The organism is Mesorhizobium sp. C089B (genome assembly GCF_030323125.1).
GTDB lineage: Bacteria > Pseudomonadota > Alphaproteobacteria > Rhizobiales > Rhizobiaceae > Mesorhizobium.
Genome location: NZ_CP100469.1, coordinates 5,413,303 through 5,434,993, shown reverse-complemented (window position 1 = coordinate 5,434,993; position 21,691 = coordinate 5,413,303). Strand labels below are relative to the sequence as shown.

The 21,691-nt window shown below is 59.7% G+C and carries 12 protein-coding genes, 1 pseudogene and 1 riboswitch; of the genes and pseudogenes, 5 read left to right on the top strand and 8 right to left on the bottom strand.

Translation table 11 applies throughout. From position 1 onward, the window contains the following. Nucleotides 1–451: 451 nt before the first annotated feature. The 6 genes from NLY44_RS26670 to NLY44_RS26645 all read right to left on the bottom strand — a co-directional run bounded on the left by NLY44_RS26670 (nucleotide 452) and on the right by NLY44_RS26645 (nucleotide 12,561). Complete coding sequence (locus NLY44_RS26670) at nucleotides 452–4,285, bottom strand: SIR2 family protein (protein ID WP_084013052.1); 3,834 nt, start codon at nucleotides 4,283–4,285, stop codon at nucleotides 452–454. A gap of 348 nt (nucleotides 4,286–4,633) precedes the next feature. Beyond that, the gene (locus NLY44_RS26665; RefSeq protein WP_050588933.1) at nucleotides 4,634–7,888 is read right to left on the bottom strand and encodes a hypothetical protein; all 3,255 of its coding nucleotides are present in this window, start codon (nucleotides 7,886–7,888) and stop codon (nucleotides 4,634–4,636) included. Between the two features lie 676 nt (nucleotides 7,889–8,564). Then, nucleotides 8,565–9,824, bottom strand: a complete 1,260-nt coding sequence (locus tag NLY44_RS26660; protein ID WP_023806270.1) for a YiiX/YebB-like N1pC/P60 family cysteine hydrolase — start codon at nucleotides 9,822–9,824, stop codon at nucleotides 8,565–8,567. 447 nt (nucleotides 9,825–10,271) lie between these two features. Next, entirely contained in the window at nucleotides 10,272–10,592 is a 321-nt protein-coding gene (locus tag NLY44_RS26655) for a hypothetical protein (protein ID WP_286455823.1), read from the bottom strand. A gap of 178 nt (nucleotides 10,593–10,770) precedes the next feature. After that, complete coding sequence (locus NLY44_RS26650) at nucleotides 10,771–11,214, bottom strand: XRE family transcriptional regulator (protein WP_286455822.1); 444 nt, start codon at nucleotides 11,212–11,214, stop codon at nucleotides 10,771–10,773. A 339-nt stretch (nucleotides 11,215–11,553) separates the two neighbouring features. Further along, nucleotides 11,554–12,561 carry a LysR family transcriptional regulator gene (locus NLY44_RS26645; RefSeq protein WP_023681942.1) on the bottom strand — a complete coding sequence of 336 codons (1,008 nt, stop codon included), beginning with the start codon at nucleotides 12,559–12,561 and terminating at the stop codon, nucleotides 11,554–11,556. A gap of 289 nt (nucleotides 12,562–12,850) precedes the next feature. On the opposite strand from NLY44_RS26645, the gene chvE reads away from it, so the two are divergent. The 4 genes and pseudogenes from chvE (at nucleotide 12,851) to araD1 (ending at nucleotide 18,084) form a co-directional block, all read left to right on the top strand. Next, the gene (chvE, locus tag NLY44_RS26640) at nucleotides 12,851–13,921 is read left to right on the top strand and encodes a multiple monosaccharide ABC transporter substrate-binding protein (protein WP_023681943.1); all 1,071 of its coding nucleotides are present in this window, start codon (nucleotides 12,851–12,853) and stop codon (nucleotides 13,919–13,921) included. A gap of 152 nt (nucleotides 13,922–14,073) precedes the next feature. Next, nucleotides 14,074–15,605: pseudogene (mmsA, locus tag NLY44_RS26635) on the top strand (multiple monosaccharide ABC transporter ATP-binding protein). A 121-nt stretch (nucleotides 15,606–15,726) separates the two neighbouring features. Continuing rightward, nucleotides 15,727–16,887, top strand: coding sequence for a multiple monosaccharide ABC transporter permease (gene mmsB, locus NLY44_RS26630; protein WP_502882050.1), 1,161 nt, complete (start codon nucleotides 15,727–15,729; stop codon nucleotides 16,885–16,887). A 201-nt stretch (nucleotides 16,888–17,088) separates the two neighbouring features. Beyond that, entirely contained in the window at nucleotides 17,089–18,084 is a 996-nt protein-coding gene (araD1, locus tag NLY44_RS26625) for an AraD1 family protein (protein WP_023669636.1), read from the top strand. A gap of 173 nt (nucleotides 18,085–18,257) precedes the next feature. Here araD1 and NLY44_RS26620 read toward each other — a convergent pair whose 3' ends face one another. Then, complete coding sequence (locus NLY44_RS26620) at nucleotides 18,258–19,028, bottom strand: ABC transporter substrate-binding protein (RefSeq protein WP_023688688.1); 771 nt, start codon at nucleotides 19,026–19,028, stop codon at nucleotides 18,258–18,260. A 101-nt stretch (nucleotides 19,029–19,129) separates the two neighbouring features. Beyond that, nucleotides 19,130–20,224, bottom strand: a complete 1,095-nt coding sequence (locus tag NLY44_RS26615) for a 2'-deoxycytidine 5'-triphosphate deaminase (RefSeq protein ID WP_023688689.1) — start codon at nucleotides 20,222–20,224, stop codon at nucleotides 19,130–19,132. A 140-nt stretch (nucleotides 20,225–20,364) separates the two neighbouring features. Next, nucleotides 20,365–20,442, top strand: a riboswitch (SAM riboswitch). A gap of 57 nt (nucleotides 20,443–20,499) precedes the next feature. Between NLY44_RS26615 and NLY44_RS26610 the strand changes: the two genes are divergently transcribed. Further along, the gene (locus tag NLY44_RS26610) at nucleotides 20,500–21,690 is read left to right on the top strand and encodes an O-succinylhomoserine sulfhydrylase (RefSeq protein ID WP_023688690.1); all 1,191 of its coding nucleotides are present in this window, start codon (nucleotides 20,500–20,502) and stop codon (nucleotides 21,688–21,690) included. The last annotated feature ends 1 nt before the right edge of the window (nucleotide 21,691 follow it).

The following is a 21,691-nucleotide window of genomic DNA, read 5'->3' as shown; positions in this document are numbered from 1 at the left end:
TATCGGCTGCCGAATGGCGCGCTTTTCGCTGGCGCCTCAAAAAGAGGGGGAACCGCCTTTAATCGATGCGAATGGACCGATGATTTTGAATGAGGCAAGTTTGCCGCCCCACTGCTCGAAGAAATTTCTCTGGGCTCTGTAGTGGAGCGTGACGTGCGCTAGGTATTGAGGCAGGGCGGTTGATCAGCGTTCTGACGGAATGGATGCCGTCTTCCGGACGAACTCTGCATCAATGAGGTCCATCCCTGGCCCACAGAGCATTCGTTGAGCTAGCACGGGACTCGGATTAAAAAGCCGAACACGGCTGTATAAGCGCCGTTCGGCTTTGCGCCTAATCTCGCCGTTCAGTTCCAAACTGCGTGAACTCGGAGCAGACGTTAGACTGAGCGCAGCCAAGTGACGTTGAGGCCATACGCCGCGCTGGCGATTTCGAGAACTGAGTGCCGCTGCGTTATCCAACCCGCCGCCGACGGAGCTCTGACAGGCGTGGGTCGCCTTGGGTTTCAGGCGCATTCGCGAGCACGTCCAAAACCTCTTCGATCTTAAACGGCCACAGCGTCGCGTCTTCAGCTAGGGTTGCCCAAAGAACGTCGAGGACGGCGACGGGATAGATCAGCGCCGGATGATTCCCGGCCTCGGAGCGGAGCATGAAACCACGGAGCATGCCGCCGCGCACCGGGACCAAACGCGGCAGGATTGCTTGCACGACTTGAGGGAACAGGTCTCCGCTCGCTAAGGCAAGGTCGACGAGGCGGGCCGACATCTCAGGCGTTCGCACCGCACGGTGGTTCGGCCAGACATCTGTAAGGAATGGGACTTGGCGCGGTCGCCACTTGCCTTCGAGATCCTCCGACCAATGTTCGAGATGCCACAAGATCTGGCCACGCAGGTCGTCGTCGCATTCGACAAGGATCTGGCGTAGCTCGGCGCTTGAGACCAACTGCTCGGGTGGATCAGCATCGGGGTTGCCGCCCCACCCGATCAGTAGGAACCCGCCGATGACGTTTGCCTCGGCCCGACGACGCATCGGCGACATGGCTCGGGAGAGAAGCCCCGGCTTCAGGTGCTCGTAAAGAGCCCGGCTCGGCGCCCGCGCCGCCCACAATATCCCGTCCCACAGCGCGTCGCCGTCGTCGCCTTCCTCGTTTATCACAGGCAGCAAATGGGCCGTGGTCCACTCGGGTGCGATCGCGAACAGCCAGGTTATTTGAAATCCCAGCATGACCAAGGCATGGCGTCGCATGTCACCGGGCAGTGCGAGCAGTTGCTCGTGCCTATTCGTCCATGCCTCCGGAAAGCCTTGACCGAGCTCGCGACCCTTGCTTGCGGGGTCATTCATGAGCAGGCTGGAAAGCTTACCGACTGGTGCGTTCAACGCATCGTTCGCCCAACTGCTGTCGACGCGGTGCTTGCGATCATCGTCGCGCAGCGGAAGTGCGGCAATTAACGGGTCCCAAAGCCTATCAAGTACCGGCGCGAGTTCGCCGAATAGACGCTCGTCCAGCCGCTGCAGCCACTCGGCAACTGGATACGCGATGCTACTGAGCGCGACGGGCGGCAAGGACGCGAGCCGCCCGCCTATCGCTCGAACGAGGCGCGCAGGATCCGTCTTGCGTTTTTCGGCGTGGAGGAAGGTGGACCAAAAGGAGACCGGGACGTCACCCTTGCGTGCTGCATCGCGGAGGGCGGCCAGCGCACGCGCGGGCTTCTCCTCGGCAAGACCGTCGAAAGGCCGATGCTCGACGAAATCGAAGAAGTCGGATTGGCCGGCCTGGCGTGCGCGTTCAAGAATTTCGCCGATTGGCACTTGGTCGAGCACGCGCGGATCAGCCACTCTGTCGATGCTTCGCACCACGGGTGCGTGCGATGCCGCCGCTTCCGCGCCCGAGCGTTCGGACCAGTCCTTTGCGACGGAGCGAAGCGCCGACATTTCCGACTCGACGTCGAACGAGAACACGAGGCCCTGGCTTGTCAGCCAGTGCAAACGATCGAGGCGGTAATGCGCTTCCTTGCGTGCCTTGCCGCCTGGCGCGCTATCGGACCAAGGGTAGGTGGTGGTGCGGAGCCGCAACTCAACGCGGGCCTTGTCCTCGGCCGAGAAGTCGTCCCAGCGATCGCGGAGCGCATAGAGAAGGTCGCGCTGGTGCTCCGAACCCCAGAAGATTTCGTCGGGGAAGCCGAGCAGAATATTCGCCGACTCGGCGGACGTCACGATCGGCTCTCCCGCTGCCCAAATGCGCAGTCGACCGAAAATATGGTGGTCGTCGGTCGGCCAGTTTGCAATCTCTGTCCGCGCAAGATCGGGCGCGACTTTGACGAGCCTGTCCATCAATTGGAGGAAAAGCGCAATCGGACCGGTGAGCCCGAAACTGTCATAGGCAATCGGAGCGCCGCCATCCTCGGGCCGCGTCGTTTCCATGTAGACATACTCGTAGCCGGATATTTCGGTTTCCAGCGAGCGGGCGAGGTCGAGATTTTCGCGAAAACGCGTGACGGCGTACGGTAGGTGCTTATCCGGCAGGTTCAGCAACGCATGCGGATGCGGATACTCGATGTCGTAGGAAACGAGAGGATTGGGACGGGCGGTTTCGGTCCACGATAGCGGATGCGGCGCGCCGAATTTCCGATCTACCTTGAGCCGTGGCCGAAACAGATTCGTATAGTCGCGCACGCGCGATTCCGACCAGCCCTCGAGCCTGACCCGGTTGCTGAGTTCGTAATAGCCTCGGTTTGGCTCCTCACGGCGGTCGGACCAGCTAGCGATCAGAAATCGCCATCCGCCGCGCATGTCATCCGGCCAGCGGCTCGGGTCCTGGCGAAGCCAAGCTTCGATCATATCAATGATGCGCGGATGGAGAGGGCCGCGTGCCGCAGCCCACCACAACGCGATTGGCTGATGTGCGACACGCTGGAACCAGACCCCAAGATGGCCGAGGCGCGTGCAAAGTGGCCCGGTCAGGTTCGCCCGGTCGCCGCAGAAATCGCCAAAGCTCGTCTCCTGCGCATCTTCCTGGTCATAACGCGTCGGCTCAAAAGCGTTCCAGGAGCCTTCGGGGATCACGCGTTCACGGAGATAATTTTCGTCTTCCAAAGGCTGCGGCGGAGTGTCGAAGTCGAGCGCTAAGCTCTCATAGGGATCGATTCGCTCGCTGGATTCGCCATAGGGATTGAGTGGACCCGGCACCTCGAAACGCTGACGCGGGTCGAGTGCCAGCAACCACGACGCTTGGAGCGGTTTTTCGGCGACGCTAACTCGCCGAGCGCCCTCCCGCGTCGATAGCACATGCGCGACTTGCCCGCGCACATGCGGATCGAGCGCGGCTGGTCCAGCGGATGCGGTGTCAAGTAGCTTGGCGTACCAGCCATCGACATCGCGGGCCCGTTCAGCCCAAGCCGCAAGGCTATCCCATAACGGATCGAAACCCCGGCTGTTGTCGAATGGGATCGCTCGCACGCCGCGATGTTCCCACAGCGCTGCATCGTCGGCGTTGCTGCCAGGCTGGAATGCGAACAGGCGGCTGCGATTGCCGGCGTTCAGGTTCAGCGCCTCAAGCAGATACTGAATCGGCGGATCGTCTGCGCCGTAGCCTATAAACACGATCTGGAAGCGCGCCATAAGCGATTGCATAAAGCGCGTCGCCCAGCCGTCCGACAGATAGGCTCGGCCGAAGTCGGCGCTGGAGACGATAAACTCGTCATCGCCGGGACCTGAATAGTCGCTATTTACTCGACCATGGAGGTGAATTATCCCGTTGAAGCCGGCGCTCCGGGGATCAGGCAGCAAAGGCGGTCCGGAGCAGGCGATTCCGGGAGCACCGGCCTCGAACAGAAGGTCGAAGTTGGTTGTGACCAGCCGGACTGTGCCGTCTCGGCCCCGCGAAAGTTCAACGAGGATCTTGTGCGCGATCAGGTCTGCATCGTCGGCCGGCTTGATGGCGCGCGCCACCGCGGTATGGACATCGTGTTGTTCGAATTCGCGCTCGAGCAGGCTGAAGATGCGATCCGTGGCGATGAGGCCGCCAACGCCCTCGATCGGCTCGAGCTCCTTGATCCGACGGAACAGTTTGCGAGCGAGGCTCTTCTCGCCGGCGCCAAGAAGATTGATCACGTCGCCGCCGAGCTTGAGGAAATCGGGCAGGCCGGCGCGGTGGCGAGAGACGCCAGCGCCGCAGAAGAAAATGACGTCGCCTGAATCGCGCGCGATCAGAAGATCATCTGGGATTGACGGGCCGTTCGCGAGAAAGCGCATGCGCGCACTATTAGCTTGGATCAGGCGCTCATGCATCAGCCACAGGCCATCGATCGCTTGCGGCCGTGGGACACGCAGTCTTCGCCCACATGGGCGCCGGACCCGCGCAGAGCGTCGCTCGAACGATCATTGCTGTAGAGGCTGGCGGGGCACCGACGATGAATTATGACCGCTTTGGTCTTACGTTTCCCGAAAGCGGTCAGGCAGCTTCCGGCCCAAAGCTGTCGTTCAGCGATGCGCCCTATTTCAGTCGTTCAGACAGCCCCGGCAAATTCCTGAAAGCTGCCGTTAATCCTAGTCCGCCTGAAAGCCTGCAGCCGCCATGTACGCAGCCTGGACAACGAGAGTGAGGCTAATCGAATGCCCAACGCCTTTCCTAAATATCTAGCCCTTATCTCTGCGCGGAGGTGCGAGGTGAGCGCTCAATGCAATTCGATCCACGTCATGTTCGCCGACTTCGTGGGCGTTCCTCACAACAAGCTCTCGCTTTAGAATGCGAAGATCCTTCAGCATGTCAGGCGGACCGGACCCGGCTAAGATAGCGGGCATTAGAAAGTATGCCTGGAGCCGTCCGAACGATTTCAGAAATCGCTCTAGGTTCACATCGTTGTTCGGCTGCATTGTCATCATGCGGGCCGCTAGGATCACGGTGTCCTGAAGTTGGAAGTCCTGCTTTTCGGATTTTGCCGTAATCATAACCGTGTAGTGCGGTGGTGGCTGCCCAGGCAGGTTCCTGATGATCGAAATCCGCACCAATTCATCTTTGTCCTCGTCACCAACACGTTCAATCCAGCGTGCAAAAATGCTCCTCGCAGCCTCGCGGTCTTCGAACATCAAAGCCATGGCAGGCGGAACGCTCGGATCGAATTCCGCATAGGCCGCTCCTCTCCACCCGGCGGCATCCCAGGAGTGTACATCTATAATGGATTTGATCCCCAACTTGCGGTGATCTTTGATTTCCGGACGCTGCGGTGCGCCGCCAGTTTTCCCATGCTCCTTTTCATCTAGCGGCTCCGGCGGGTCATCGTCAGGAAACTCGATACGTGTAAGCTGAGGTCTTTTGCGGACCTGATACGTTTGATGACCTTCTCTGTCCCAGCTCTTTAGCGATCCGATGTATTCACTAAGTACACGATGATAACTATTCGGACTTATAGCTATCATCGTTGCACGGTTCATCACGGCTTCGCCAACGAATAGCTGCTCGACGAATTCCTTTGGCCTCCGGATTAAGAACGCCACAGCGAGAATTCGTGACGCGACATCCACAAGAAGGTCCTGAACCGCGCGCTGGCTGTCGAAACTTGTCAGCGAAAACTGATACGGCCACAGAAGTTTGCCCTTCATCGTCGAAGGGTCGATCGTAAAGGCAGGGAGGTTTGCGTTCTCAACAAACTGGAGGGAGATATCCAATCTCTCGGTATGTGGTACGAGGTCAGCATCAAGTGCAGTTGCAAAGAATGCCTCCAGCGACCCGACAAGCGTCTGGGCAATCAGCGAACTCGTTTCGCTGCCGAGAGTCTCGACTTCGATGCGCATGCCCATGATGGAGGTCGATATGACTTCTGATGAATCGTCGTTTAGGATCAGAGGGCCAGCGATTGATCGCGCAACCGGCTGACTCATCAAGATCGACAACATCCGGTCGACACCTTCGTCGGGCTCTTCGGGAGGAAGGCTGGCGTCAGTGCGTAATAGGTCGCGATGTCCCAGCGAGTCTAGCAAAGCTGTCCTCGCCATCATAAGCCCCAATCCTTCCAACGCGTCCGGAAGTACGTTGAGTCTAGCCAATTGCCGATCGTCCAAATTCAGAATTTGGCAGGCGAACGCATACTCCAGTTCACGGATTTCATTGTAGAGTTTCTCTTTTGAGTCATCCGCAAGTGGCATCGCCCGTAGCGCGCCCTTCAACATAAGAATGGCGTTTAGAAAATCTGGAATGCACCTGAGTTCCAGTGCGATCCATGCGAACACGTTCATCGTAGGAATGAAGGTGATGGGAAGCTCGCTTTCTTGCTCGCCCTCTATCGCAAGAGACGAAGCTACGAAGATACAACTGGCGCGAGCCGCCCACAGCAAGCCCGCACTTCGATAGGCGATCGTCAGGAGATGAAGACCTTCGATCAAGCTGTCGACGTACTCTCGCTTGGTAAGTTGAACTACGGCCTTGCCGACCATCCGAATGATTTCAAAGTGTTTGGATGGATCCAGACGTCGTGCGCGAGACAGGAGAATGAGAGCGCCTTCGCCTTCGCTCTTGCGTTCGGACACGAATGCAGCCAGGTCTTCAACCAACTGGCCGTACGAAGGGTCAGTGCCAGCAACCATGCCTGTGACATCGACTAGCTTGATGAAACGTTCGGCATCAAACTCGCCCAAACCCCGCGCGTCGACGAGAACCTCGGAAAACGACTTCCATATATCGGCAAGCGCGGAGGGATTTTGATCCATCAGCTCAATGTTCATTTTGAGCATCAGAACGGAGATGCGCGCTTCAACGCGGTTGTTCGGACGATCCCGATTTGCCGACATTTCTTCAAGCGCTGCGACGAGAGTGCTCGTTCTCTCGTCGAATTTGACCTCTTCCCGCGTCAGGTGGCCGTTAATGACGGCACTCGTGAACGCTTGCATTAGATTGCAGGGGAATTCGAGATTCTTTGCAGAGTCGGATTTCAGCGCAAGGGCCGCAAAGTCGTCATAGGAGTCGTTGGCAAGCGAGAGATCGTCAAACCACCAGATAGCAGTCCAAAGGTATTCATACCGAGCTTCGAGCTGCTGTCTGAAGGTGCCCCCGTCTTTTGCAAACCGGATGGCACGGAGAAACTGTCCGTCTATCTCTGTCCGCGGTTGCTCCAGTCCGCGTGACAGTTTCGCGGCGATCAGTGCCTCCGATGCCCGCTGAATTTCCAGCCCAGCAAAAGCCTCGGGGTCTGAAAGCGCGGCTTCGGAATCCGCGAGCTGTTGAGTTCTCGAGTAGTCCGTCGGACCTAGCCGCAGCCTGTCTGTGTTTTCCTGTCCGACCCCAAGATAATTGTACGCGATGTCTTTTCGGTCACCGTCAATAATCTCCTTGGTGATCCAAGACCTATCGTGGATTGTGACTGGGATTCCATGCGCCGCTAGCAATTCGTCTTCCAGCTGCGCGCGCGCCTTCGACCGAGCTGGTCGGCTGGTAACACAGACGATGCGATCGTACTTTCGGCCAGTGCCGATTATGCCCTGCACATCTTTGCGCACCTTTTCGGCCCACGTCTTCTTGGCACTGAACGCAAACGCCCAGCGCTCGCGCGCGGCCCTTAAATCACCGATGTAGGTCTGACTGATCTGGTCACTGACCGGATAGGTCTCGCTATCGACCTTGCTGTCTCCGCCACCTTCTGGACCTGTCTGTGGCCGCAGGTTTGGACAGATAACACGCTCGCATAGCTTGCGGCAGAAGAGTTCAAAGTCCTGAGTCTGATTGCGATCTGTGATCGTATCGAGTTGGAAGCTAAGCGTCGGGCCATCAAGCACATATGACGAGCGGTCGCTGGTGTCCGAGTAATATTCCGGTCGGAGTTGCCGCATGAATTGCGAGGGAGTTATGCCCAATCGCAGTTCATCAGCGGCATTCTCAGTCGGGTTCAGCTTCCTTCCCATTCCCATTCCCATTCCCATTTAGATATATCGGAAGTGCCTCGATTAACATCTTTCGCGGTCGAAGATCGCCGCTTTCGATGTGGAAAATTCTTACAGTGAGCGGGTCAAGATGATGGCGCGACCGCATTTGTTGCCGAAAGCGCTTGGAGCGACTCCCGCCGGGACTCTGTATGGGACGATGGTTTGCGGGGGAATGCCGATGTAGGCATTGTCGGGATAGCCGTCCCGAAAGCCGACATTCGGCTTCCGGCCCCCAATTGCTAGTCAGCAATGCGCCCACTTTCGGACGTTCAATGGCCAGACGCCATGTCCTAAATGCTGCCATAGCGCTCGGCGCGGTCAATGGCTGAGATGGGGTGGAAGCGGACTGGCAGGTTTCGGGCGGATAAGTCGAGAAAGCTGGCTTTTACGCACTTGGCCAGCTTCGGCTGCAACGAGCGCATTTTTGACGGTCTAGTGTATGCCTACGCACGAGTGCGAAAAGGAGGCGCTACCCTAGCGTGCCCTTCCAAAAATCGCAGAACTAACATTGTGGAACTAAGCTGTTGATATCGTTAGTATAATGGTACTTTTGTTAAATCACATGCCTCTCGGAAGATATCGGTATACGACACCCGACACACACCGAGCGCATAAGCCGAAACACACCCCTGCAGGCCCTTGAACCAAGCCCGCGTTAGCGATCGAAAAACGGATCCAAGATGTATCCCATCCGGCGCCTGATCTCGAGGCAGTCCTCACAGAGGGAGAGCGAGGGTACGCCCGGGTTCACATCGGCCTCGTTGGCGATACGGTAGGCATGGGCGGGCTGGTCGCCGCACGTTGAGCAAACATATGGAGAGTCCTCCTGTTGAACCGCATATTTTGAGAGGGCGTTCAGGTTCGCATCAACCACCTCCACAACCCTGAACCACTCAGGGCTGTGGGGCGCGATCTGCTCCATGTCTTGGGCAAGATCGTCAGGATGGTGCGCCCGAAGCCAGGAATATGCGACCTCCCTCCGCGATTGGTGGTTGCGGGTTAGCGTTTCATACAGCGCGATCTCAAGTTCGAGCGACGGCCGTGGGAAATCTTTGAAGACGCGTTTCAAAGTGGCCAGGTTTTGAGCATATCTGATGCCCCCGGTGTAAGCCTCCCGAACCGTACTGATACAATAGTGCCTGACGCTTTCTCCGCGCTGCTGCGCCATCAACGTATGGTCATAACGCGATGGGTGGAGGTCAATGTCTACCTGCCAGAGGTCAAGGAGCCCACTGTCATGGAGTGCCTCGACGACATACGGGTCGGCGTCGGGATGCCTGGCCCGAAACTTCAGTAGGTCGTCATGATTCTCAACGTCCGGGGCGAATTCCCGAATTCTCTTGAAGAGCGTTTTATAAGCTTCCTTCGACTTTTCAATCGCGTTGTCACTGGTGCTCCACCATTCAAACTCTTCCTTGCTCACGGTTTCCGTCTGCACGGGAAGCTCCTGGAGCAGCGGGCTGTTGCGCAAAACCTCGGGCGAGCAGTAATCCGGGTCGGGCACTAGTTCGAAGCCCGCTTTTCCATAAGCCTGGGCTACCAGTCGGGAACAGAACTGCTGGCGTGATCGTGGCTTACGAACTGCAATGACTGATCGGGCTGCTTCCGGCAACGAATACCGAGTGCCCACTTGAGACCGTGCATATTCGGTAATTGCGGCGAGTTTCTCGGGACTGACACCTTCCCTCAGGCGGAAATGGAAGACGCTTTCGTCGTCTTCGAAAAACAGCCTCTGAATGTTGTGTGCGAGAACCCCCTCCATGGTGGAGTCGATGAAGGAGCTGTGCTGAACGCAGATCATCGCGTGAGAAACCTCACCCCAGGTGACACCGCGCACTATTTTGCCGCTTACGCCACGGCGCGCAGAAAACAGAATGTCTCCCGGCCGGATGCTATCGCCAATCAAACGCTTCATGGCCCGCTGTATACCGCATCGGCGCGAAGAGACGCCAGCGCCAAGCGCCCGATTGTCTGGCAGATGACCGCTTTCTGGACATCGTTTAGCTCAACCCGCTCCGCGGTGCGCTGCGGCCCAAGTATGTCCAAAATGCGTGTCAGGGTTTCAGAGGTCCAGCAAACCCTACGCTTCTTCGCCGTGCATCAGCGGCGTCTGCTATTTGCTGGTCCACTCATAAGCAGACCGGCTTGCGAGCCCAACTCTACCCGTTGGCGCAGCCAAACGAATGGCAAGTTTCGGGCGGCGACAGAAGTAAATCGAACGGCGACCATGGGGTCGTTTGCTGAACGTCGGCTTTTCGCGGACTTCCACAGAAGCCTGCCATTCTGCTGTCGGCCCAAAATGGGACTGTGACGGCTTAGCGATGCGCGTCGGTCTGTGAGCGTCCCAACAAGCATCGATGTGTCAGTCATCTGCCTGTCGCATTCGGCGTCGTTTCTCATTCAGCCGTTTCTCCGGCGGCCATGCGGTGATGACGTGCTTGCCGTCCCACAGGACATAAATCCTTTCGCCGAGACGATCGATCCTCACGGAGTAGATAGCCGTCTTTTTCGATCGCGTTTCGATCAGCTTGGCGTAGCCGCTCTTGATGTCGTGGACCATGCCGGAGAATTCACCAGGCCCAAGCACAATCCTGTAGCGAATGAGTAGCTGTCGATGAAAATGCCAGTCTTTTTCCGGGATGGAAGCGCCGGTCCATCGTGGATTGAAGTAAGGCCTGCTCATCGGCGGTTGATCGATATCAAGAAATGCCGGAGTCGCTGAACTCGATCCAACGTTGGGGCTGGGTCGGTATCGCCACTCGCGAGCCTGATGAATTCAATCCATGCGAATTCATTGGGCGTGATAGCTGCCGCGGTGCGCCGCCGACACGATACCAGCGACACTTCGTCATGAGCGCCCGTCACTTGCCGAAGATCCCGCGCAACGCAGCTCGAGCCCTCAATGTGAGGCTCGGATCCGAGTAGTTGGAAGCCTTTCGGATCTCCTCCAGCCAAGCCGTCTCGTTTCCAGTTACAAGGGTCCCGAAAATCTTCCGGATGGCCAACTCTGTCGTCTCGCCGCCAAGCTGCTCGACGGCCATCATGAACAGGAGAGCTGGATCGACCTCCAGCGCATTTGCTAGCGCCGGGACGCGATCGAGCGGCAGCTTGCTATTACCTTTCTTGATGTTGGTCAGCATGTTGTGTTGCGCAAAACCGGCCTCGCTTGAGATAGCCGCCTGTGTTTTTCGTGGCTTTAGTTCCAGAATTCGTCGCTCTACAAATTTAGCCAGACGGGTCTCGGAGTAAGGCCTGATCGTTGCTCTCTTCACCATCGATTCCTCTATAAATTTCAGTGCCAGCACATGCTGATACTGAATTTATAGCTATCGATCTGCGGGTTAATGCTAATTTGGCTAGGCAAAGGGCTAGACATTTGATTTCGCCTCGCGGACAGCCCGGGTTGCTGCTCGATCTCATTGCCCTGAGGGCAACGCGGCTGTCGAAGCTCTTGGACCTCGCACTAGGAGGACAACGCGCTGTCCTAAATCGTCTCAATTTGGTTTTACACAGTCCTTGAATCTATTGCGTAATTAGCAATCGAAAAGGCCTCAGTTTTACACCTAAGCCATTGAAGCAAGAGAAACACACCCAGCTTCCCAAGCTGAACGCGAGGGTTCGATTCCCTCTACCCGCTCCAGTTCCTATCCCACTTCCCGCAAGATAAAATCGTGCAGCATCTTGGCTGCCGGCGACAGCACGCGGTTCTTCACCGTGATCAGGCTGTAGGGGCGGACCTCGATGTCGAACTCGGTCTGGACGACATCGATGGCGCCGGCGAGACCGTCGGGGTTCTGGATGAATTTTGCCACCTGGATCGACACCGGGGCGATGGCGTCGGACTGCGCCACCATGACCAGTGTGAGCAGCAGCGACGAGGTGTTGAGGATGCGGTCCGGCAGGGCGATGTTGCGGTTCAGGAAATTGCTCTCCATCGCCTGGCGCAGCGGCGACCCGCCCGACTGGAACACCCAGTCAAAGGCGGCGGTGTCCTCCAGCCTCACCGCCTTCCCATTGTTTAGAGGATGGCCGTTGCTCAGCGGGTGGCCTCGGCGCACGATCAGGCAGGCCTTCTCGACGCCGATGACGCGCGATTCGAACAGGCGCGGATTGAGGTCTTCGGGGACACGGGCGATGATGAAATCATGGCGCGTGGCGATCAGTTCGCGCGCCAGCACATTCGACGTCTCGACCTGCATGGTAATCTCGATGCGCGGATAGAGGCGGCGTATCTCGCGGATCGCCGGGACCGCCAGTTCGATCGCCGGCGCCGTCACCGCGCCAAGGAACACCGAGCCGCCCTTGCCGGCCTTGAGCTCCGATATTTCGCGGTCGGCCTCGCGCATTTCGAGCAGGATCGAGCGCGCGCGCCGGGCCAGCGCCTTGCCGTAAGGGGTGAGCGTGATGCCGCGCGGCAGCCTTTCGCAGAGCTTCACCTCGAGCACCGCTTCCATCTCGGAAATCATGCGCGAGGCCGCCGGCTGCGAGATGTTCATCACCTGGGCGGCAGCACTCACCCGACCGTGATCGTCGAGTGCTGCGATCATGCGCATGTGACGCAGGCTCAAGCCGCTACGCAGAAGTGTCTCGCCATCGCCCGGCAATTCATCGTAACCGCTTGAAATTCCCTGAGGACCTCGTAAAGCCGCCATGCCTTTTCCCGCTTCCGCCACTGTTCCAGCCCGGTTTAGTCATATACCGGTTTTGGTATAGCAACCACCGAAGATCGCATTTGACAGTTATGGCAAAGGGTCACACTTTCGCGCGTCCTCAAGACTTGACGGTCGATGACGAGCAAAATCGTATCGATTTAAATCTGAGGGCCGATTGGGAGGATACCGGAGATCGATTATGACGGCGGCGGCGCTTTGGCGCATCCGCCCGACTGCGCGGCCCGCGAAGCCCCGAGGTGTCGCGTCCATCAACCAGGGAGAGTTTTACGTGAAAATCATCAAGACACTGGCCGCCGTCGCGGCCCTTGGCATCGCTGCCATGACCTACTCGGCGCATGCAGCCGACAAGGGTCTTGTCGGCGTGCTGATGCCGACCAAGACCTCGCAGCGCTGGATCAATGACGGCGATGCCGTCAAGTCCCAGCTCGAAGCTCTCGGCTACACGGTCGACCTGCAGTACGCTCAGGACGACATCCCCAACCAGCTCAGCCAGCTGGAAAACGAAATCACCAAGGGCCCGAAGGCGCTGATCATCGCTTCGATCGACGGCACGACCCTGTCGGACGCGCTGCAGAAGGCCGCTGACGCCGGCGTCGTCGTCGTCGCCTATGACCGCCTGATCAAGAAGACCGCCAATGTCGATTACTACACCACCTTCGACAATTTCGGCGTCGGCGTGATCCAGGCGAACTCGCTGGTCAAGGGCCTCAAGGAGCGCTTCCCGAACACCAAGCCGTGGAACGTCGAACTGTTCGGCGGCTCGCCGGACGACAACAACGCCTTCTTCTTCTACAACGGCGCAATCTCGGTGCTGCAGCCGCTGATCGATGACGGCTCGATCAAGATCAAGTCCGGCCAGACCGGCATGGACAAGGTCGGCACGCTGCGCTGGCTCGCCGCCACCGCCCAGGCGCGCATGGACAACCTGCTGTCGGCCAACTACTCGGACGGCAGCCGCGTCGATGGCGTTCTTTCGCCCTATGACGGCCTGTCGCGCGGCATCACCGCTTCGCTGCGCGCCGTGGGTTACGGCACCGACGCCCAGCCGTGGCCGATCGTGACCGGCCAGGACGCCGAGACTGCTTCGGTCAAGCTGATCATCACGGGCGAGCAATACTCGACCGTGTTCAAGGACACCCGCGAACTGGCCAAGGCCACCGTCGAACTCGTCGACAAGGTGCTCTCGGGCGGCAAGCCGGACGGCCTCGATGAAAAGACCTACAACAACGACGTCAAGGTCGTCCCCTCGATCCTTTTGACGCCGCATGAGGTCGACAAGTCGAACTACCAGGCACTGGTCGTCGACTCCGGCTACATCAAGGCCGACGAACTGAAGTAATCCGTTTATAAAGACAGGGGTCCTGCGCGACGCAGGACCCCTGTCCGTTCACAAGCGACCCCGGTATTGTTTCTACCGGACTTAGTTTGCGTGCATGTCGTTGTCTCAAACCGCAAGCACTTTGGAGCGACATGCAACAGGAGGAGCTTGCCCTGATGACGACGATTTTGGAGATGCGCGACATCACCAAGACCTTCCCCGGCGTGAAGGCGCTGTCGAACGTCAACCTCAGCGTCGAAGAAGGCGAGATCCACGCCGTGGTTGGCGAGAACGGCGCCGGCAAGTCGACGCTGATGAAGGTCCTGTCGGGCGTCTATCCCGCCGGCACATATGACGGCCAGATCATTTTTCAGGGTCAGGAATGCCAGTTCAAAGGTATCCATGACAGCGAACACAAGGGCATCGTCATCATCCACCAGGAGCTAGCGCTGGTGCCGATGCTGTCGATCACCGAAATATCTTCCTCGGCAACGAAAACGCCCGATACGGCGTCATCGACTGGGATGCCAACGAGGCGCGCACCGCTGCCCTGTTGAAGAAGGTGGGCCTCAAGGAGGACCCCAAGACACTGATCACCAATATCGGCGTCGGCAAGCAGCAGCTGGTCGAGATCGCCAAGGCGCTGAGCAAGGACGTCAAGCTTTTGATCCTCGACGAGCCGACCGCGTCGCTCAGCGAGAAAGACAGCCAGGCGCTGCTCGATCTTCTGCTCGAATTCAAGCGGCAAGGCATGACCTCGATCCTGATCTCGCACAAGCTCAACGAGATCAACCGGGTCGCCGACAAGGTAACCGTCATCCGTGACGGGCGCACCATCGAGACGCTGGCCAAGAAGGATATCTCCGAAGACCGCATCATCACCTCGATGGTCGGCCGTTCGCTAGACGACCGCTATCCGCCGCGCGAGCCCAAGATCGGCGAAGTCGTGTTCGAGGTGAAGAACTGGTCGGTCTATCACCCGCTCCATGCCGAGCGGCAGGTGATCAAGGGCATCGACATCAATGTGCGCAAGGGCGAGGTGGTCGGCATCGCCGGGCTGATGGGCGCCGGCCGCACCGAATTCGCCATGAGCCTGTTCGGCCGCTCCTATGGCCGCCGCATCACCGGCGAAGTGCTGCTCAAGGGCAAGCCGGTCGATGTCTCGTCGGTAAGCAAGGCGGTCCAACACGGCATCGCCTATGTCACCGAGGACCGTAAGACCTACGGCCTGAATCTCATCGACCATATCAAGCATAACATTACGCTGGCCAATCTCGACGGCGTGTCGCGCCACAGCGTGATCGACGACATGCGCGAACTTGCGGTCGCCAACGACTATCGCAAGAAGACCAATATCCGAGCGTCCAGCGTCTATCAGATGACCGGCAATCTTTCCGGCGGCAACCAGCAGAAGGTGGTGCTGTCGAAATGGTTGTTTGCCGACCCTGACGTGCTGATCCTCGACGAGCCGACACGCGGCATCGATGTCGGCGCCAAGTATGAAATCTACACGATCATCGCGCGCCTTGCCTCGGAGGGTAAGGCGATCGTGGTCATCTCGTCGGAAATGCCGGAATTGCTGGGGATTACCGACCGCATCTACGTCATGAACGAAGGGCGCATGGTGGGCGAAATGCCGGCGGCGGAAGCAAGCCAGGAAAAGATAATGCGCGCCATCGTCCGGGGAGAAGGAAAAGCAGCATGAGCACCGAAAGCGCCCCCGCCCGCAGGGCAACGTCGCCGACGAACAGCGCCCGCGCATCGCCGTCTCGGCGCTGGCGACGAATTTACGCGAATACGGACTGATCATAGCCCTGATCGTCATCATGCTGTTCTTCCAGTTCACCACGTCGGGGACGTTGTTCAAGCCGGTCAACCTCAGCAATCTGGTGCAGCAGAACTCCTTCATCATCGTGATGGCGCTGGGAATGCTGCTGGTGATCGTATCGGGCTATATCGACCTCAGCGTCGGATCGGTCGCCGGTTTCATTGGCGCGCTGGCGGCAAACATGATGGTCATCTGGCAACTCGGACCGCTGAGCAATCCGCTGGTGGTTTCGATCGTCTGCCTGGTCGCGGGTGGCCTGATCGGCGCCGCGCAAGGGTATTGGATCGCCTATCACCGGATACCGAGCTTCATTGTCACGCTGGCCGGCATGCTGATCTTCCGCGGCATTTGCCAGGCGTTGCTTGGCGGCGGCTCGTCGGTGGGTCCGCTTCCCGACGACTTCAAGATGCTCAGCTCCGGCTTCATCCCGGATGTGATCGGCCCACTGACGCTCGTCCCGCCGGTCGTGAACGCAGCCGGCAAGACCATCATGGGCAGCGGCGTGACCCTGCACATGACGACGGTCGTGCTGGGGCTGATCGCCGTGCTCGCCTATGCCTATTTCGGGGTCCGCACCCGGCGCAAACGAGAACGCCATGGTTATGAGGCCGAGCCCTTCACCCTGTTCGTCGTCAAGACGCTGGTCGCCAGCGCGCTGGCGCTGTTCCTGGTCTATGAGTTTGCCAGCTACCGCGGCCTGCCCGTGGTGCTGCTGGTCATGGGCGTGCTGATCACGCTGTTCGTCTTCGTCACCAAGCGCATGACCATCGGGAGGCGCATCTACGCCATGGGCGGCAATCCCAAGGCGGCGCAGCTGTCGGGCATCAACACCGAGCGGCTGACGCTGATGGTGTTCATCAATATGGGCGTGCTGTCGGCGCTTGGCGGCCTGATCATCGCGGCTCGTCTCGGCCAGGCGGTGCCGGCGGCGGGTCTCGGCTCGGAGCTCGATGTCATCGCCGCAGTGTTCATCGGCGGCGCCTCGGCGATGGGCGGCGTCGGCCAGGTTATCGGGGCGGTCGTCGGCGGCTTCATCATGGGCGTGATGAACAACGGCATGTCGATCATGGGCGTCAATGTCGACTGGCAGCAGGTGGTCAAAGGCCTGGTGCTGCTCGGCGCCGTGATCTTCGACGTCTACAACAAGAACAAGGCCTGACAAGCTTCAGCGAGGCAAGCAGGAGGCATACGGTCGCGGCGCAGCCGGCAAGTTGTCGGCATAAGAAGTCCCCCGAGGGATGGAGCTCGCGAGCGCAATCCGGACGAAGAGTTCAACCCGTGGCGCGGCGAGGTCCGAGCCGCGCAGGTCAAGGTTTGCCAAGGGGCAACCCGGCCAAGGCACATGAGAGAGGATTTCATCATGCTAATCTCCCAGATCCTCGACGACGCCGAGACCATCCGCGTCGTCGCCCGCAATGGCGGCGGCAAGACCAGGATCATCAACGGCGCCCGCAGCGTCTATTCGCTGGCCATGGAAGCCGCGCGCACCGGAACGGGCCTCGCCGCGCTGATCGAGCGCAAGGGGTTCGGTGAAGCGATAGACCTCGACGCCGTCTACAAGAAGGGCCGGCTGGTGTCGCCGATCAACCATCCCGATCCTGCGCATCTGCATCTGACCGGCACCGGCCTGACCCATCTCGGCTCGGCGGCGACGCGCGATTCCATGCACAAGAAGCTCAGCGATGGCGGCGAGGAGCAGCTTACCGATTCCATGAAGATGTTCCGCATGGGGCTCGAAGGCGGCAAGCCGGCCAAGGGCCAGACCGGCGTGCAGCCGGAATGGTTCTACAAGGGCAACGGCACCATGGCGGTGGCGCCGGGCGCCGCACTGATGTCGCCGGCCTTTGCGCAGGACGCCGGCGAGGAGCCGGAAATCGCCGGCATCTATGTCATCGGCGACGACGGCGCGCCGTTCCGCGTCGGCTTCACGCTGTCGAACGAGTTTTCCGATCATGTTACCGAGCGGGTGAACTATCTGTTCCTGGCACATTCCAAACTGCGCAACGCCTCGTTCGGGCCGGAAATCCTGATCGGCGACCTGCCGGCCGACGTCAGGGGCTCATCGCGAATCTATCGCGACAGCAATTTGCTGTGGGAAAAGCCGTTCCTGTCGGGCGAAGCGAACATGTCGCACACAATCGCCAATCTCGAACATCATCACTTCAAATATTCGGCCTTCCGCCAGCCGGGCGACGTGCATGTGCACATGTTCGGCACGGCGACGCTGTCCTTTGCCGACGGCATCAAGACTCAGGCTGGCGACGTGTTCGAGATCGAGGCCGGGGATTTCGGCCTGCCGCTGCGCAACCCGCTGGAGATTGAGCAGCCGGTTAAGGTGGCGGTGAAGGCGCTTTGAGAGCGTAATCTCCCTCCTTGAGGGGAGATGTCGCCGAAGGCGACAGAGGGGGTCGTTGCGCGTGGAGCGCTAAAGTCTTCCGCGGCTGAAAGGCGCTGGCATTCTATGCGCAGCGACCCCTCTGGCCTGCCGGCCATCTCCCCCTCAAGGGGGGAGATTTGGCAGTTCCAACCTCAATAGATATCGAAATCGAAATACTTGGCCTGGATCTTCTTGTAAGTGCCGTCGGCGACGATGGCGTCTATCGCCGCGTTGAGCTTGTCGCGAAGTGCCGTGTCCTCCAGGCGGACAGCGATGCCGGCTTGCGTCTCGGTGCCCTTGACGTCACCGACAAGCTTGCAGCAGCCGTCGCTCGCCTTCTTCAGCCAGTCCATCAGCACGAATTTGTCGGAGATGACGGCGTCGAGACGGCCGTTCTGCAAGTCGGTGATCGCCTCTTCCTGGGTGGGGTAGAGTTTCGCCTCGGCGCCGGCCTTGCCATAGGCGTCCTGCGCATAGTCGGCCTGGGTGGTCGAGGCCTGCGCGCCCACCGTCTTGCCGGCAAGGGCTGCCGGTTCGGTGGAAGTGAGGTCGCTGTCCTTGGGCGCCACCAGCGCCAGCGGCGTCGTGTAGTATTTGTTGGTGAAGGCGACCTGTTTCTTGCGCTCCTCGGTGATGCTCATCGAGGCGATGATGGCGTCGAACTTTTTCGCCTGCAGCGCCGGGATGATGCCGTCCCAGTCCTGGGTGACGATCTCGCACTCGACCTTCATCTGCGCACACAGCGCATTGGCAATGTCGATGTCGAAGCCCTCGATCTTGCCGTCCGCGGTGATGGTGTTGAAGGGCGGATAAGCGCCCTCGGTGCCGATCTTCAATTTCTCCTGCGCCTCAGCCAGCGAGCCGGCCGATATCACCAGCATGGCAGCGCCCGCTGCCGATATGATCCATCTTGAAATCTGCATTTTGGTTCCCCTTGCGCGCCGTTCTCTTGCCGGCCACCGAAAGGCAGCCAAGCATGGTGAGGCAGCGCAGGCAAGTATTTTGCCTGATGGTGATCGAAGGTTCAGCCGGCGGGGCGGAAATGCTTGGAGAGCTTGAGGCCTTGCGCCTGGTAATTCGAGCCGAGATCGGTGCCGTAAAGCGCCTGCGGCCGCTTCAGCATGTGTTCGTAGACCAGCCGGCCGACGATCTGGCCGTGGTCGAGGATGAACGGCACTTCGTGGCTGCGCACTTCGAGCACCGCCCGGCTGCCGGTGCCGCCTGAGGCCGAATGGCCGAAGCCCGGATCGAAGAAGCCGGCATAGTGAACACGGAATTCGCCAACCAGCGGATCGAAGGGCGTCATCTCGGCGGCGTAGAGCGGCGGCACGTGCACGGCTTCGCGGCTGACCAGGATGTAGAACTCGTCCGGGTCGAGCACCAGTTCGCCGGCGCCGCTCTTATAGAGCGGCTCCCAGAAATCGACGGCATCCTGGGCGGCGCGCTTGTCGACATCGACCAAGCCGGTGTGATGCTTGCCGCGATAGCCGACCAGGCCGTTCTGGTCGCCGTCAAGATCGATCGACAGCGCAATGCCGCCGCCGGAAATGTTGGGCGGCTCGGTCGCCACCAGCATCTCGGCGCGGTGCAATTCGTTCAGCTCTGCCTCCGATAACAGCGCGTTGCCGGTGCGAAAGCGGATCTGCGACAGTCGCGATCCGGCGCGCACGACGATCGGGAAGGTGCGAGGACTGACTTCAAGATAAAGCGGCCCGTGATAGCCGGCGGCGATCTTGTCGAACTCATGGCCGCGATCGGTCATCACCCGGGTGAAGATGTCGAGCCGGCCTGTCGAGCTCTTCGGGTTGGCCGAGGCCGACACGTTTGCGGGCAGCGCCAGGCTTTCGAGCAGCGGCACGATGTAGACGCAGCCGGTTTCCAGGACCGCGCCCTCGGCGAGACTGAACTCATGCAATTTCAGCCGGTGAAGCTTGTCGGCCACCAGATGATCGGGACCCGGCAGGAAGGAGGCGCGCACGCGAAAAGCCTTGTCGCCGAGCCTGAGATCGAGGCTCGCCGGCTGCACCTGGTCGACATCAAGCGCGCGCGGCGACTTCAGCGCGCCGGACTGAAACAGCGCGGAAATGTCCTGATCGGGAAGAATGCCTGTCTGCCGCAAAAGGCTGGCTCCGCTCCAAGGTCGGTCTCTTTGTGGCAGGTTCTTGCCGCAAAACCGCTGGATATTATTGCGGAACCTGCCTGGTACAAACCTCTTAATGAAGCCGGCAATTGACGCAAGCGCAGGTGAGGTCTAAAGGGTCGTTATCCCGTGGTGATTTGGCCGGTCGGCTTGCAGCCACGTTAAACAAGTCGCTAAAGGACCGTCGGGCCGCAAGGCCATATGGACCGGTTGCGACTTTCGCGGCCGGTTTTTTTGTGTCTGGAACAAAAGCGATGAGCACCAAGAAGCGTAACTGGAAGCCTCAGACCGCACTCGTGCACGGGGGAACACTGCGTTCCCAGTTCGGCGAGACGTCGGAAGCGATGTATCTCACCCAGGGCTATGTCTATGAAACGGCGCAGGCCGCGGAAGCCCGTTTCAAGGGCGAGGAGCCGGGCTTCATCTATTCGCGCTATGCCAACCCTACCGTCGACATGTTCGAAAAGCGCATGTGCGCGCTGGAGGGTGCCGAAGATGCGCGCGCCACGGCGTCCGGCATGGCGGCGGTGACGGCAGCGCTCCTGTGCAGCGCCAAGGCCGGCGACCATATCGTTGCGGCGCGCGCGCTGTTCGGCTCCTGCCGCTGGGTGGTGGAGACGCTGGCGCCGAAATACGGCATCGAGGCAACGCTGGTCGACGGCACCGACATCGCCAACTGGGAAAAGGCGGTGCGGCCGAACACGAAACTGTTCTTCTTGGAAAGCCCGACCAATCCGACGCTGGAAGTGGTCGACATCGCAGCGGTGGCGGCGCTCGCCACCTCGATCGGCGCCAGGCTGATCGTCGACAATGTCTTCGCCACGCCCTTGCAGCAGAAGCCCTTGCAGCTCGGCGCCCATATCGTCGTCTACTCCGCGACCAAGCACATTGACGGCCAGGGACGCTGTCTCGGCGGCATCATCCTGTCGGACAAGAAATGGATCGACGAGAATTTGCACGACTATTTCCGCCACACCGGCCCGAGCCTGTCGCCGTTCAACGCCTGGACGCTGCTCAAGGGCCTGGAGACGCTGCCGGTTCGGGTGCGCCAGCAGACTGAAAGCGCGGCCAAGATCGCGGATTTCCTGGCAGGACGGCCGGAAATCGCCCGCGTCATCTATCCCGGCCGCGCCGACCACCCGCAGGCCGACATCGTCAAGAAGCAGATGACAGGCGGATCGACGCTGATCTGCCTCGACATCAAGGGCGGCAAGCAGGCGGCCTTCGCCTTGCAGAACGCGCTCGACATCGTGCTGATCTCCAACAATCTCGGCGACGCCAAGAGCCTGATCACCCATCCGGCGACCACCACGCACAAGAACCTCAGCGACGAAGCTCGCGCCGAGCTTGGCATCGGGCCGGGAACGCTCAGGCTGTCGGTCGGTCTTGAGGATACGGACGATCTGCTGGAGGACGTTGCGCAGGCGCTGAAGGCAGCCGGATAGG